General features: G+C 68.0%; 11 protein-coding genes and 1 pseudogene. 10 read left to right on the forward strand and 2 right to left on the reverse strand.

The features are described from left to right. Positions 1-159, forward strand: a pseudogene (locus tag GGR45_RS12495) (electron transfer flavoprotein subunit alpha/FixB family protein); the annotation flags it as partial. Positions 160-338: 179 nt separating this feature from the next. Here the strand turns inward: GGR45_RS12495 and GGR45_RS12500 are convergent. Further along, positions 339-1,544, reverse strand: a complete 1,206-nt coding sequence (locus GGR45_RS12500; protein ID WP_175311105.1) for an MFS transporter — start codon at positions 1,542-1,544, stop codon at positions 339-341. 198 nt (positions 1,545-1,742) lie between these two features. On the opposite strand from GGR45_RS12500, the gene GGR45_RS12505 reads away from it, so the two are divergent. From GGR45_RS12505 to GGR45_RS12525, 5 genes are all read left to right on the forward strand, one after another. Continuing rightward, positions 1,743-3,119 (forward strand): glycosyl transferase family protein, encoded by a 1,377-nt coding sequence (locus tag GGR45_RS12505; protein ID WP_175311106.1) that lies wholly within the window; start codon positions 1,743-1,745, stop codon positions 3,117-3,119. Next, entirely contained in the window at positions 3,116-4,078 is a 963-nt protein-coding gene (locus GGR45_RS12510) for a hypothetical protein (RefSeq protein WP_246358206.1), read from the forward strand. Before GGR45_RS12505 ends, GGR45_RS12510 begins: the two co-directional genes overlap by 4 nt. Before the next feature lie 45 nt (positions 4,079-4,123). Then, the gene (locus GGR45_RS12515) at positions 4,124-5,038 is read left to right on the forward strand and encodes a sulfite exporter TauE/SafE family protein (protein ID WP_175311107.1); all 915 of its coding nucleotides are present in this window, start codon (positions 4,124-4,126) and stop codon (positions 5,036-5,038) included. 53 nt (positions 5,039-5,091) lie between these two features. Then, positions 5,092-5,811 carry a TIGR02186 family protein gene (locus GGR45_RS12520; RefSeq protein ID WP_217497925.1) on the forward strand — a complete coding sequence of 240 codons (720 nt, stop codon included), beginning with the start codon at positions 5,092-5,094 and terminating at the stop codon, positions 5,809-5,811. A 69-nt stretch (positions 5,812-5,880) separates the two neighbouring features. Then, positions 5,881-7,509: an ATP-binding protein gene (locus tag GGR45_RS12525; RefSeq protein ID WP_246358207.1), complete on the forward strand. Its 1,629-nt coding sequence runs from the start codon at positions 5,881-5,883 to the stop codon at positions 7,507-7,509. A gap of 66 nt (positions 7,510-7,575) precedes the next feature. On the opposite strand, the gene GGR45_RS12530 is transcribed toward GGR45_RS12525, so the two are convergent. Beyond that, entirely contained in the window at positions 7,576-9,045 is a 1,470-nt protein-coding gene (locus GGR45_RS12530) for a M23 family metallopeptidase (RefSeq protein ID WP_175311110.1), read from the reverse strand. Positions 9,046-9,266: 221 nt separating this feature from the next. On the opposite strand from GGR45_RS12530, the gene GGR45_RS12535 reads away from it, so the two are divergent. The 4 genes from GGR45_RS12535 (at position 9,267) to GGR45_RS12550 (ending at position 13,319) form a co-directional block, all read left to right on the forward strand. Beyond that, complete coding sequence (locus GGR45_RS12535; protein ID WP_175311111.1) at positions 9,267-11,762, forward strand: helicase-related protein; 2,496 nt, start codon at positions 9,267-9,269, stop codon at positions 11,760-11,762. A gap of 84 nt (positions 11,763-11,846) precedes the next feature. Beyond that, entirely contained in the window at positions 11,847-12,167 is a 321-nt protein-coding gene (locus tag GGR45_RS12540) for a S4 domain-containing protein (RefSeq protein WP_175311112.1), read from the forward strand. Positions 12,168-12,196: 29 nt separating this feature from the next. Then, positions 12,197-12,538 (forward strand): ferredoxin FdxA, encoded by a 342-nt coding sequence (gene fdxA / locus GGR45_RS12545; RefSeq protein WP_037568754.1) that lies wholly within the window; start codon positions 12,197-12,199, stop codon positions 12,536-12,538. A gap of 247 nt (positions 12,539-12,785) precedes the next feature. Beyond that, positions 12,786-13,319 (forward strand): CarD family transcriptional regulator, encoded by a 534-nt coding sequence (locus GGR45_RS12550; RefSeq protein ID WP_042486954.1) that lies wholly within the window; start codon positions 12,786-12,788, stop codon positions 13,317-13,319. Positions 13,320-13,403 lie beyond the last annotated feature (84 nt).

A 13,403-nucleotide genomic window follows, 5' to 3' on the forward strand; every position in this document is an offset into this window, starting at 1 on the left:
GGTATCTCGGGTGCGATCCAGCATCTGGCGGGGATGAAGGATTCCAAGATCATCGTCGCGATCAACAAGGACGAGGACGCGCCGATCTTCCAGGTCGCCGATATCGGCCTGGTCGGCGACCTGTTCACCGTCGTGCCCGAGCTGACCGAAAAGGTCTGACCCCGCATCCCTCAGTTCGGCGAAGACCGGGACCTCTGGCTGCTGTGCTGCGGCACTCGCCAGAGACCCCGGCTTTTCGCTGAGGCGACGGGCGGCGGCGAGCGCCGAGGCTTCCGCGTGAACCATCACGCGATGTCCGCAGCGTGTACGAAGCGGACCGAATCATCCGCCCGGTCATCTCAGTGCAAAGCCACCGGACGGCGGGACCGATCGGCCGACATATCGATCTCGCCACGCGAGACCCGTGCCGCGACCAGCCAGATCGCGAACCCGCCCAGCGCCAGGCCGCAGCCGACATAGCCGGTCGAGGTCCAGCCCAGGCCATTGGCGATGGCCAGGCCGCCCGCCCAGGGGCCGATGGCATTGGCGGTGTTGAAGGCCGAATGGTTGAGCGCGGCGGCCAGCCCCTGCCCCTCACCCGCCACGTCCATCAGCCGCGTCTGGAGCACGGTGCCCAGCGCCCCGCCCAGTCCGATCGCAAAGACGATGGGCAGGATCGTCCACAGGCTGCCCGCCGCCCAGGGGTAAAGCGCCAGCATCGCCGCCGACCAGAGTAACAGCCCCCCCGCGGTCGGCATCAGGGCACGGTCGGCAAAGCGCGGCACCACGATATTGCCGATCGTCATGCCCAGCCCGAAGACCGCAAGAACCAGGGGGATCGTCGCCTGGGAAGCGCCCGTCACCTCGGTCAGGGTGGCCGCCAGATAGGTATAGACCGCGAACATGCCGCCAAAGCCGATCGCTCCGATGGCGAGCGTCAGCCACACCTGCCCCCGGCCCAGCGCCGCCAGTTCGCGCCGGACGCTCGCGCCTTCGTCGGGCCGATCATGCGGCGCAGCGATCGCCACCAGCGTCGCGGTCAGCAGCGCGAGCGCGGCGACGACCCCGAACACCCAGCGCCAGCTGAGCCACTGCCCCAGCACCTGCGCCAGCGGCACGCCGATCACCGTGGCGACCGTCAGTCCCAGCATGATCCGTCCGACGGCCACCGTTCGCCGGTCGTCGGGGACGAGCGAGGCCGCGACCAGCGCCGCGATCCCGAAATAGGCGCCGTGTGGCAAGCCGCTGAGGAAACGAAAGGCGAGCATCCAGTGATAATCGGGCGCCATCGCCGACAAGCCGTTGCCCAGCGCGAACATCAGCATCAGGACGATCAGCAGCGTGCGGCGGGCCAGCTTGGCGGACAGCACCGCCAGCAAGGGTGCCCCCACGACGACGCCCAGCGCATAGGCGCTGATGACGTGCCCCGCCGTCGGGGCATCGATGGCCAACCCGCGCGCCAGATCGGGCTCCAGGCTCATCGCGGCGAATTCGGTGGTGCCGATCGCAAAGCCGCCCACCGCAAGCGCGGTATGGACGATGCCGGGGGGAAATGTCCGCGCCATGGGATATCCTTTCACATCCCCATATGTTGCACCGCAGCAGAGCGCGCAACCATAGCTCTGCATTTGCTGGCGAAATCAAAGATTTGGTCGGCCGAGCCGACCCGGCACGCGGCGGATGTGCCAAAATGGGCGGCGGTGCCGATTGAAACCGCCATGTCTGGCAGGCAGGCTGCCCTTCGGCAAAGGGGAGATTGCCGGATGGGTGGGATCATCGGGGGGATCGACATCGCCGCGCGCGAACTGTTGCTGTTCGCGGGTGCAGGCCTGTTGATCGGCGGTGTCGACGACCTGTTGGTGGACTTTCTCTATCTGGCGCGACGGGCGCGGACAGGCCGCCGGGGCCAAACGCACCTAGACCATCTGCCTCCGGCGATCACGCCGGGACGGATGATCGTCTTCATCCCCGCCTGGGACGAGGCGGAGGTGATCGGCGCGATGCTGTCGACCGCGCTGGGGCGTTTCGTGCATGACGATTATCGCCTGTATGTCGGGCTTTACCCCAATGATCCGGCGACCATCGCGGCGGCGGCCGACGTTGCGGCGAAGGACGAGCGGGTGCGGCTGGTCATCGGCGATCGGGCGGGGCCGACGACCAAGGCGGATTGCCTCAACAAGCTGTGGCACGCCCTGGCCCGCGACCGAGCGGTCGAGGGATTTTCGGTCAAGGCGATCGTCCTGCATGACTCGGAAGATGTCGTGCATCCGGCCGAGCTGACCGTGTTCGACTCGCTGATCGAGGGACGGGCGGTCGTGCAACTGCCCGTATTGCCGCTGGTCGTGCCGGGATCGCGGCTGGTATCGGGCCACTATGCGGATGAGTTCGCGGAGAGCCATCGCAAGCAGCTGATCGTGCGGACCTGGATCGGCGCGGGAATGCCGCTGGCGGGCACCGGCTGCGCGATCGCGCCCGATATGCTGGCCGAAATCGCCGAGCGCCGCGGCAGCGATCCGTTCGACGCGACCAGCCTGACCGAGGATTATGAGCTGGGCCTGCGCATCGCCGAACTGGGCGGCGACGGGCTGTTCGCGCGGGTGACGGATCAGGCGGGCGGAGTCGTTGCGGTGCGCGCCTTCTTCCCCGCCGACCTGGTATCGGCGGTGCGGCAGAAAGCGCGGTGGATGACGGGAATCGCGCTGATCGGCTGGGACCGCACCGGCTGGGCCAAGCCGCTGGCGCTGGGCGATCATTGGTGGCGGCTGCGCGACCGGCGCGGGCCGCTCGCCATGCTGGTGCTGGCGGCGGCGTATCTGGGATTGTTCGCCGACGCAGCCGCGATCGTGCTGCACGGGATCAAGAGCGCGCCACTGCCCCCGCTCGATCCCGGTTTGCGTCGCCTGTTCGCCGTCAATGCGCTGCTGTTGTGGTGGCGGTTGAGCGTGCGGATGGTCTTTACCGGCCGCACCTATGGCATGCGCGAGGCGCTGTGGTCGGTGCCACGCTTCGTCGTCGGCAATTTCGTGGCGCTCGCCGCCGCACCGCGCGCGATGATGCGCTATCTGCTCGTCCTGCGCGGGCGCCCGGTGGTGTGGGACAAGACCCGCCATGTCTTTCCGGATGTCTCGGTCCAGCCGTGAGCGGGCGGCCGCTCCGCTTTCTGGGGGCGACCCTCGCGCTATGGACCATGGGGCGGCTGGCGTTTCTGCTGCCATCGGAGCCGGGCGTGGACGGAGTGAGCGTCACCCCCGTTGCGATGGCGGCGACACCGACTGCGACCGTCACGCCCGTTGAACCCGCCCCGGCGCGTCCGTTGCCAAGACAGGCGCGTCCCATCTCCAGGGCTGCCACGATCCTGCTTGCAGCACGGCAGGTCCCCGATCCTGTGATGCCGTCAAGCGAGGCCGCAATTTCCGACGGGATCATACCGTCCCTGCCGCCGCTTCCCATCATCCCCGCCATGCCGTCCCTGCCCACACCCCCCGATACATGGAGTGCAAGCTTCTGGGCGGTCGCGCGCCAGGGCGGAGGCGCGCTGCTGCCCGGCGGTCAGCTGGGCGGGACGCAGGTGGGGGGGCGTATCCTGCGCCGACTCGACCGGCGCGGCGACCTGTCGGCCAGTCTTCGCTTGTCCGCGCCATCGGAAGGATTGGGCCGCGAAATGGCAGTGGGGCTGGACTGGAAACCCGCCCGCCGCCTCCCCCTCCGGTTGATCGTCGAACAGCGGATAGCGCTGGATGCCGGACGGGGAGGAACGGCCCTGCTCGCCGTGGCGGGCTATGGCCCGCGCAGCCTCGCGCCGGGTGTGACTGTCACCGCCTATGCCCAAAGCGGCGTGGTGGCGCGGGGGACGGTCGAACCCTTCGCCGACGGGGCAGCGCGGGTCAGCACGCCGCTGACGCCCGCGATCGACCTAGGTCTGGGAATTTGGGGCGGGGCGCAGCGGGATGCGCAGCGACTGGATATCGGGCCGACTTTGGGAATCGCCCTGCCCGTTGCCGAACGCCGTATTCGCCTGTCGCTCGACTGGCGGCAGCGGGTGGCGGGGCGCGCGGCCCCCGATTCCGGTCCCGCCCTCACCATTGCGGGCGATTTCTGACTCGTTGACACTGTTCGGAAAGGTGCGCGCGTCTATAACGCGGCCGTGGACCTGTATCTTCCGATCGCCAACCTGTCGGTCAATGCGCTCGTCATCATCGCGCTGGGGGCGGGCGTGGGCCTGTTGTCGGGGATGTTCGGGGTCGGCGGCGGGTTCCTGACCACGCCCTTGCTCATCGTTTACGGTATTCCGCCGACCGTCGCCGCCGCCTCCGCCGCCAGTCAGGTGACGGGGGCCAGCGTTTCGGGCGTGTCCGCGCATTGGCGGCGCGGGGGCGTGGACGTGAAGATGGGCGGCGTGCTCGTCGCGGGCGGCGTGGTCGGGTCGTTCGCGGGTGCGTGGATCTTCCGCCTGCTCCAGGCGAGCGGACAGATCGATACGGTCATCGCCATCGTCTATGTGCTGATGCTGGGGTGGATCGGGTCGGTCATGGCGCGCGAGGCGGCCAGCGCGATCCTGGCGCAGCGGCGTGGGCGTCCCCAGAAAGCGGCGCGGCGGCGGCATCATCCGCTGGTCGCGGCCCTGCCCTTCCGCACGCGCTTCTATGCCTCGGGTCTGTATATCTCGCCGCTGGCGCCGCTGATGCTGGGCTTCTTCACCGGCATCCTGACCATATTGCTGGGCGTGGGCGGCGGTTTCATCCTGGTGCCCGCGATGATCTATATATTGGGCATGGCGACCAATGTCGTGCTCGGCACTTCGCTGTTCCAGACATTGTTCGTCACCGCCGTCGCGACCATGGTCCATGCGACGACGACAAAGGCGGTCGACATCGTGCTGGCCGGGCTGCTTTTGGTGGGATCGGTGACGGGGGCGCAGGTCGGCGCGAAGCTCGCCACCAATGCCAAGCCCGAATATCTACGCCTGGCGCTGGCGGTCATCGTGCTGCTGGTCGGCCTGCGCATCCTTCTGGGCCTTGTCTGGCGGCCCGAGGAAATCTTCACGGTCCAGCCCCTGTGACGCTCCAAGTGAAGCCCGCCGCCATCATCCTGGCGCTGTTCTCGCCGCTGTTGATGGCGCAGGCCAAGCCGGTGCTGGTCCCCGACGTGTCACAGCGCGATATCCAGATCGCCTACAGCTTCACCGGCGCCGAGCTGCTGCTGTTCGGCGCGATCCTCTATCCCGGCGGCCGGCCGCCCCGCGACGACAAGGCGACCGACATCGTCGTCGTGGTCAAGGGGCCGACTCAGTCGATCCTGATCCGCGAGAAGGAGAAGATCGCCGGACTGTGGGTCAATGCCGGACGCTTACGCTATCAGTCGGCGCCGTCCTTCTACGCCATCGCCTCGTCGCGGCCGATCGACCGGATCGTCGATGATCGTACCCGCGCCATCTACGAGCTCGGGCTGGACAGCCTGCAACTCTCCCCCGCCTCCGCCGCGCCCGCCAATGTCCAGGCGCGGTTCCAGCAGGGGCTGGTCGACCAGCGCCGCCGCAGCGGCCTGTATGTCGAGGCACCGCGCGCCGTCGAGATCACCGACGATGTGCTCTACCGTGCCCGCGTCACCATCCCGGCGCGCGTGCCGGTGGGGCGCTTCACGGCCGAGACCTTCCTGATCCGCGACGGCCGCGTGCTGGCCGCCGCTGTGCGCGACATCGACATCCGCAAATCAGGGTTCGAGCGCTTCGTCGCGCGCGCCGCCGACAAGGCCGCCATCCCTTACGGCCTGACCGCGGTGGCGCTGTCGATCCTGCTCGGCTGGACCGCCGGATGGATCGCGCGACGCGTGTAAGAATCGGAAAATCTTAAGCTTATCGTCCTAGCGTCCGGCTCTCTCTCCCATGGAATGACGGCACGCCCCATGTCCTCGATACCGGACCTTCACCCCAACGACACGCCGGTCATCGGCTGGCTGCTCGCCATTGCCGGATCGTCGGGGGGAATCGTGCTGGACCGTCAGGCGCTGGCCGCGCTGGCGGAGGCGGACGACCCGGTGCTGGCGGCGGCGGGACAGGTCGCGATGCCCGTCAAGATCAAGCGCGGCGACCGCTGGATCATCGGCACGATCCGCTCGCTCTCGCTCGATCCCGCGGGCGACGCCGCCGCGCTGACCACCGAGATCGACCTGATGGGCGAGGGCATGCGCCAGCCCGAGACGGGCGAACTGTACGGCTTTCGTCGCGGCGTCACTTCCTATCCCATGCCCGGCGCGACGATCCACGCGATCACCGATGCCGAACTGGCCGGCATCCATCTCCATCGCGCCCAGACGACGGTGACGATCGGCACCGTCCACCCCGCGCGCACGGTCCCCGCGACTCTGGCCGTCGACGCGCTGCTCGGGCGGCATTTCGCGATCCTGGGGTCCACCGGCACCGGCAAGTCGACCGCGACCGCGATGATCCTGCACCGCATCTGCGAACGGGCGCCGCTCGGCCATATCGTGATGATCGACCCGCATGGCGAATATGCCCATGCCTTTCGCGACGCCGGCACCATCCATGACGTCGGCAATCTGCGGATGCCCTATTGGCTGATGAATTTCGACGAGCATTGCGAGATTCTGCTCTCGGCGAGCGGCGCGCAGCGCCAGGCCGATGCCGATGTGCTCGCCAAATGCCTGCTCGCCGCCCGGATGCGCAGCCGGGCCGCCGCCGAGGTGCCGCGCGTCACCGTCGACACGCCGATCCCCTATCTTCTGTCTGATCTGACCGCCCAGCTGTCGCAGGAGATGAGCAAGCTGGAGCGGGTCGGCGATATCGCGCCCTATCAGCGGATCAAGTCCAAGATCGAGGAGATCAAGGGCGATCCCCGCTATGCCTTCATGTTCTCCGGCATGTTGGTCGCCGATACGATGACCGATTTCCTGGCCCGTATCCTGCGGATGCCCGGCGACGGGCGGCCGATTTCGATCATCGACGTATCGGGCGTGCCGTCGGACGTGACCGGCGTCGTCGTAGCACTCTTGGCGCGGATGATCTTCGACCACGCGATCTGGACCCACCCCGCCGAGCGACGGCCGGTGCTGATGGTCTGCGAGGAGGCGCATCGCTATATTTCCGCGCAGGCCGAACGGGATTCGGCGGTCGGCCGTATCCTGTCGCGCATCGCCAAGGAGGGACGCAAATATGGCGTCTCGCTCGGGCTCGTGACCCAGCGGCCCTCCGATCTGGCCGAAGGCGTGCTGTCGCAATGCGGCACGATCATCGCCATGCGGCTGAACAACGAGCGCGATCAGGCGATGGTGCGATCGGCCATGCCCGAGGGCGGGCGTGGGCTGCTCGACACCATTTCGGCGCTGCGCAACCGCGAGGCGATTTTGTGCGGCGAGGGCGTGAGCTTCCCGATGCGGGCGAGCCTGGACAATCTGGCCGAGGACAAGCGCCCGGCGTCGAACGACATGACGATCACCGCGCTTTGGGCCAAGCCATCGGGAGGCAATCGGGTGCTGGCTGAGACGATCACCCGCTGGCGCGCGGCGGGGAAATAGGCGCCTTCAACTCTAACCCCTATCCACCACGTCCGTTCAGCCCAAGCGAACGGGTGTCGGGGATCCTTACCGCCCCGGCCTGACCGCCAGCAGCGCCTGTACCTCGCGACGGAAGGCGCGCAGTTTCGCGCCGGACAGGACCGCGACGCTCGCCAGCTTCAGGGTGCGCGGGTTCACGACCGCGCCGTTCTTCCACACTTCCCAGTGGAGGTGCGGGCCGGTCGACATGCCGGTCGAGCCGACATAGCCGATCACCTGCCCCTGTTTCACATGCGCGCCCGAGCGGACGGCGAAGCGGCTCATATGGCCATATCCGCTGGCGATCCCGCCCGAATGCGCCAGCTTGATAAAATTGCCATAGCCGCCCGATCGCCCGGCGAACTTGACCACGCCGTCCATCATCGCATGGATGGGCGTGCCATAGGGCGCCCCGATATCGGTTCCCTTGTGCATCCGCAGGAAGCCCATGATCGGATGCACCCGCTTGCCATAGGAAGAGGTCACGCGTCCCGCGACGGGCATTCCCATCGCGCCGCGCCGCTCGCTCTGACCGTTGACGTCATACCATTGGCCGTCATCCTCGCCGGCCAGCCGCGCCAGCTGGACCTTGCGTCCATTATGGTCGAGCCCGGCGAACAGCAGCTTGCCGAGCCGCGTCTCACCGGTCGCGGCGCGTTCCCGCTCGATGATGAGGTCGAAACTGTCGGAGCGCTTTACATCGCGACCCACAGACATGCGTGCCGCCAGTGCCTTGATATAGGACTCGACCACCTTGGCGGGGGCGCCCGCGGCGCGGACCGATCGGTACAGGCTCGATCCCGCCAGGCCCTGGAGGCGAAGCGGGGTGCGATCGATCGCTATGGGGGCTTGCGTCATCTCCAGCCCTTGTGGCGTGCGGGTCAGCGTGACGGCCAGATCGAAGCGTGCGCGCAGCTTCATCGTCTCCAGCGGCCGCGCCACGGCACGGCCGGGCCGCCGCCCCAGGGTCAGCGCGATGCGGGTGCCGGAGGCGATCGCCTCGCCCCCTGTTGCCTGTTCGACCATGTCGGCGGCGGCGCGCGCCTGGTCCTTGGCGACCCCGGCGCGTTGCAGCACCCGGTCGAGCCGGTCGCCCGAACCGATGGTGGCGGACAGCTCGACCGTCGGCCGCTCGGGCGCTTCGGCCAATTGCGCGACCAGTTCGTTGGACGCCAGACGTCGCCCGCTATCCGCCCCCAGCGCCAGCGGCGCGATGGCTTGTGCTCGGGCATGGCTCCACGCCTCGCCGGTTAGCGGAGCTGGGGCCTGACCAAGGATCGGGCGGTGAAAGCCCGGCGCCATTGCGATGGTCGCGGCGCACAGCGTCAGGCAAGTCGCCAGGCCGCGCCACCAGTCGCGGCTGCCGATCTGCATTCCCAGATCCGGCACCCAGTCGACCTCGCGGGCCGCCAGCCGCCACCGCTCCCATCGCCCCGTGGGCGAGGCGGCCACACCGCCGATCGGCCGCGTGGCGGTCCCGCCGGACAGGATCAAAGCTTGGTCGGTAGCAAGAAACATGAAGAGCGTTGCGTCCGTGAAATCGCCGAGCAGCGTCGCCGATCTCCCCCCGGCGCACAGGATTTTGCGGTGTCGGGCGCGCGAGCGAAAGTCAAAGCCGCTGCGCCCCGCCGCCCCGATGCTGCGGCAAGACGTGGCCGGACCGGGCCGAATAGGAAAGATCAGCGCCGGTCTTGCTTCATGCCGTTGCAACCGGGCAGCGGAAGCCCGATGTAGGGATCATGACCAGCCGCGTATCGGGCGCCGTGACGGCCGTTCTCGGGCCGACCAACACCGGCAAGACGCACCTCGCGATCGAGCGGATGTGTGCGCATAGCAGCGGCATCATCGGCTTTCCCCTGCGGCTGCTGGCGCGCGAGGTCTATGACCGGGTCGTGGCGCTGAAAGGGCCGGAGAAGGTCGCGCTGGTCACGGGCGAGGAAAAGATCGTTCCCCCCGATGCGCGCTGGTTCCTGTGCACCGCCGAATCGATGCCCGATCGCGACGTCGCCTTTGTGGCGCTGGACGAAGCGCAGCTGGGCGCCGATCTGGAACGCGGTCATGTCTTTACCGATCGGTTGTTGCACCAGCGCGGTCGCGACGAGACGATGATCCTGGGCTCCGAAGCGCTGAAGCCCATGATCCGCGCGCTGGTTCCCGATGCCGAGATCATCGCGCGACCGCGCTTCTCCACCCTGACCTATGCCGGGGCCAAGAAGATCAGCCGTTTGCCCAAGCGGTCGGCGATCGTCGCCTTCTCGGCGGAAGAGGTTTACGCCGTCGCCGAAATGCTGCGCCGCCTGCGCGGAGGTGCGGCGGTGGTGATGGGCGCGCTGTCGCCGCGTACGCGCAACGCCCAGGTTCAGATGTTCCAGGCGGGCGAAGTCGATTATCTCGTCGCCACCGATGCGATCGGCATGGGGCTGAACATGGATGTCGCGCATGTCGCCTTTGCCGGGCTACACAAGTTCGACGGCCGCCGCCGCCGTCGCCTGACCGTCGCCGAGATGGCGCAGATCGCCGGGAGAGCCGGACGCCACCACCGCGACGGCACGTTCGGCGCGCTGGCCGAGGAAGGCCCCGACGCCTTTCTGCCCGAAGAAATATTGGCGATCGAGGAGCATCGTTTTCCCCGTCTCGACCATCTTTACTGGCGTGACGGCGATCCCGAACTGTCGAGCATCGACGCGCTGATCAAAAGCCTGGAACGCAAGCCCGAACCCGGCGTGCTGCGCGCCGCGCCGATCGCCACCGATCTGCAGGTGCTCAAGCGCCTGGCCGACGAGCCCTGGGTCCGCGACCGGGTGCGGCGGCCCGCGATGGTCGCGCGGCTCTGGGCGGCGTGCGGCATTCCCGATTTCCGCAAAGTCGGCATCGATCCCCATGCCCGCTTCGTCTCGCGCGTGTTTGGCCACCTGTCCGAAGGCCTGGGCCATGTGCCGCACCAGTGGTTCGCCGACGAGATCGCGCGGCTCAACAATATGGCGGGCGATGTCGAGACGCTGGCGGGCCGCCTCTCCGCGATCCGTAGCTGGGCCTATATCGCGCAGCGCGCCGACTGGCTAGCCGACCCCCGACATTGGGCGGAACGCACCCGCGAGATCGAGGAGCGATTGTCCGACGGGCTTCATGCCAGCCTGACCCAGCGTTTCGTCGACAAGCGTACCACCGCGCTGATCCGCCGCATCGGCGCCGATGCGGGCGTGCTGCCCGTCACCATCGGGCCGGAGGGCGAGGTGCTGGTCGAGGATCATCCCATCGGTCGGCTGGAGGGGTTCCGCTTTACCGTCGAGGCCGGCGCGCGGGCCAATGACAAGCGCCTGCTGCTCGCGGCGGCGGAAAAGCGACTGGGCACCGAGCGGTCGCGCCGCGCCGAAGCGCTGATCGCCGCCGGGCATGATGCGTTCACGCTTCAAGAGGATCGGCTGGTCTGGGACGGGCATGGCGTGGCGCGGCTGACGGCCGGACCGTCGCTGGGGCGACCGGTCCTGCGGCTGGAACGCGATCTGGACTGCCTGGCGCCGGTCCAGCGCGAGCAAGTGAAGACCCGGTTGGAGGCATGGCTGGCGCGGTCGCTCGACCGACAGCTTCCCGCGCTGGTCCGGCTGGCGGGGCTGGCGCGCGAGACCAAGGCGTCCCCCGCGATCCGCGCCGTCGCCGCCGCGCTGGAGGATGCCGGCGGCATCGCGCCGCGCCAGCCGCTGCGCCTGATGATCGATGCGCTGTCGCCCGAGGAGCGGCGGCGGTTGCGAGGGCTGGGGATCACCATCGGCACGCTCGACATATTCGACCCGCGTCTGCTCAAACCCGGTGCGGCGGCTTGGCGGCGTACGCTGATGACCTTATGGGGGCAAACGCCCGATCTCGCCCGGCCCGGCGCCACGATCCTGCGCCGCGACGAGCCGGGACGCGGCGTCGCCTCGGGCTATCGCCCCCTGGGCGAGCAGGCGGTGCGGATCGACCTGGTCGAGCGTATCGCACGCGCCGCGCATGATGCGCGCGCGGGTCGCGGGCCGTTCGCCCCCGACGCCTCGCTGGCGACCTCGATCGGGTTGGAGGCGGCGACGCTCGACCGGCTGATGGGCGATCTGGGGTTCCGCAAGGTGCGCCCGGCAGCGGAGGGCGACGCCCCTCGCTGGATCTGGCGGGGCCGCCCCCCGGCGCGCCCGGCGCCGCGCGTCGAAGCGCGCCCCGGCAATGCCTTCGCGGCGCTTGCCGATTGGGGGCGGCCTTCGTGAACCCGACATACAGAACCACCCCGGCGGAGGCCGGGGTGGCGGCATATTGTTGAATTTCTCCCACCGAAAGGACCATCCCGCCCCATGACCGCCCGCGCGCCCGCCCTTGAGTCGATGCGGCTCGACCGTTTCCTCTGGTGGGCGCGGATCGCCAAGTCGCGCGAGACGGCGCAGGCGATGGCGTGCGACGGGCATTTCCGTATGGACGGCCGCGCGATCGACCGCGCCCATGCGCCGGTGCGGATCGGCAGCATCCTGACCTTTGCGCAACATGGGCAGGTCCGGGTGCTCAGGGTGGAATCGCTGCCCGTACGGCGCGGGCCGCCCGCCGAAGGGCGTGCCTGTTACTGCGATCTGGCTACTTCCCCGGTTTCGGGCGTTGACGGATCGCCACACGCGGCATAGCAGCACGCGTTCGTACCTTGGGAGTTGTCATGACCTACGTCGTCACCGATGCCTGCATTCGCTGCAAGTATATGGACTGTGTCGAGGTGTGTCCCGTCGACTGCTTCTATGAGGGCGAGAACATGCTCGTCATCAACCCGTCCGAATGCATCGACTGCGGCGTATGCGAGCCGGAATGCCCGGCCGAGGCGATCCTGCCCGATACCGAAAGCGGGCTGGAACAATGGCTGGAGCTGAACACCACCTTCTCCGCCCAATGGCCCAACGTGACGCGCAAGCTCGACCAGACGCCGCCCGACGCCGATGCGATGAAGGGCGTCGAGAACAAGTACGAGCAGTTCTTCAGCCCCGAACCGGGCAAGGGCGACTGATCCCGCGATCCGCGACGCGCCTGACGCTACGGCGCAGGGCGTTGCGCCGGATGGTTCCCGCGGGATCGCGGAGATGCTGGTAATTTTGTTGCGACCATGCTATATGGTTCCGCGACGGGCATAGCTGTTTTTGCGACCGCCCGCCTTGATGTGTTCGACCCTTCCTTCCCGAGGCCGATGAGAACAGTGGACCCATTTCCGCTCGTCCGGCGCTCGTGCGAAGGCCTTTGACCCGGAAAGGCCCCCAATGGCTGCCAAGGCGCTCCACTTCGACGTCGGTGACTATGTCGTGTATCCCAAACATGGCGTGGGCCGCGTTATCGAGCTGCAAAAGCAGGAAATCGCAGGGATGCAGCTCGAACTCTATGTGCTGCGGTTCGAAAAGGAGCGCATGACGCTCCGCGTTCCCACCAACAAGGCCGAATCGGTCGGCATGCGCAAGCTGTCTTCGGACAAGACCATGCGCGAGGCGATGGAAACGCTGAAGGGCAAGCCCAAGGTCAAGCGTACCATGTGGTCGCGCCGCGCCCAGGAATATGAAGCCAAGATCAACTCGGGCGACCTGGTGTCGATCGCCGAAGTGGTCCGCGACCTGTTCCGCGCCGACGACCAGCCCGAGCAGAGCTATTCCGAACGGCAGATCTTCGAGGCCGCCACCAGCCGCCTCGCTCGCGAACTCGCCGCGATGGAAGAGGTGGATGAGCCGCGCGCCCAGGAAAAGATCCTGGAAATCCTGCGCGCCGCCGCCGCCATCTACAACAAGGAAAAGCCCGCCGCCTGATCGCGGTCGGTCTTCTCCGATAGGAACAAGGGGCGGTCCCATCCGGGGCCGCCCCTTTTCATTTGCCCGACATGCCCAGCCATG

Source organism: Sphingomonas zeae (genome assembly GCF_014197135.1).
Classification (GTDB): domain Bacteria; phylum Pseudomonadota; class Alphaproteobacteria; order Sphingomonadales; family Sphingomonadaceae; genus Sphingomonas; species Sphingomonas zeae.

Coding starts and splice junctions, on each gene's coding strand:
- GGR45_RS12500 (WP_175311105.1), bottom strand. CDS start 1,544: ATGGCGCGGACATTTCCCCCCGGCATCGTCCATACCGCGCTTGCGGTG.
- GGR45_RS12505 (WP_175311106.1), top strand. CDS start 1,743: ATGGGTGGGATCATCGGGGGGATCGACATCGCCGCGCGCGAACTGTTG.
- GGR45_RS12520 (WP_217497925.1), top strand. CDS start 5,092: ATGGCGCAGGCCAAGCCGGTGCTGGTCCCCGACGTGTCACAGCGCGAT.
- GGR45_RS12525 (WP_246358207.1), top strand. CDS start 5,881: ATGTCCTCGATACCGGACCTTCACCCCAACGACACGCCGGTCATCGGC.
- GGR45_RS12530 (WP_175311110.1), bottom strand. CDS start 9,045: ATGTTTCTTGCTACCGACCAAGCTTTGATCCTGTCCGGCGGGACCGCC.
- GGR45_RS12535 (WP_175311111.1), top strand. CDS start 9,267: ATGACCAGCCGCGTATCGGGCGCCGTGACGGCCGTTCTCGGGCCGACC.
- GGR45_RS12540 (WP_175311112.1), top strand. CDS start 11,847: ATGACCGCCCGCGCGCCCGCCCTTGAGTCGATGCGGCTCGACCGTTTC.
- fdxA (WP_037568754.1), top strand. CDS start 12,197: ATGACCTACGTCGTCACCGATGCCTGCATTCGCTGCAAGTATATGGAC.
- GGR45_RS12550 (WP_042486954.1), top strand. CDS start 12,786: ATGGCTGCCAAGGCGCTCCACTTCGACGTCGGTGACTATGTCGTGTAT.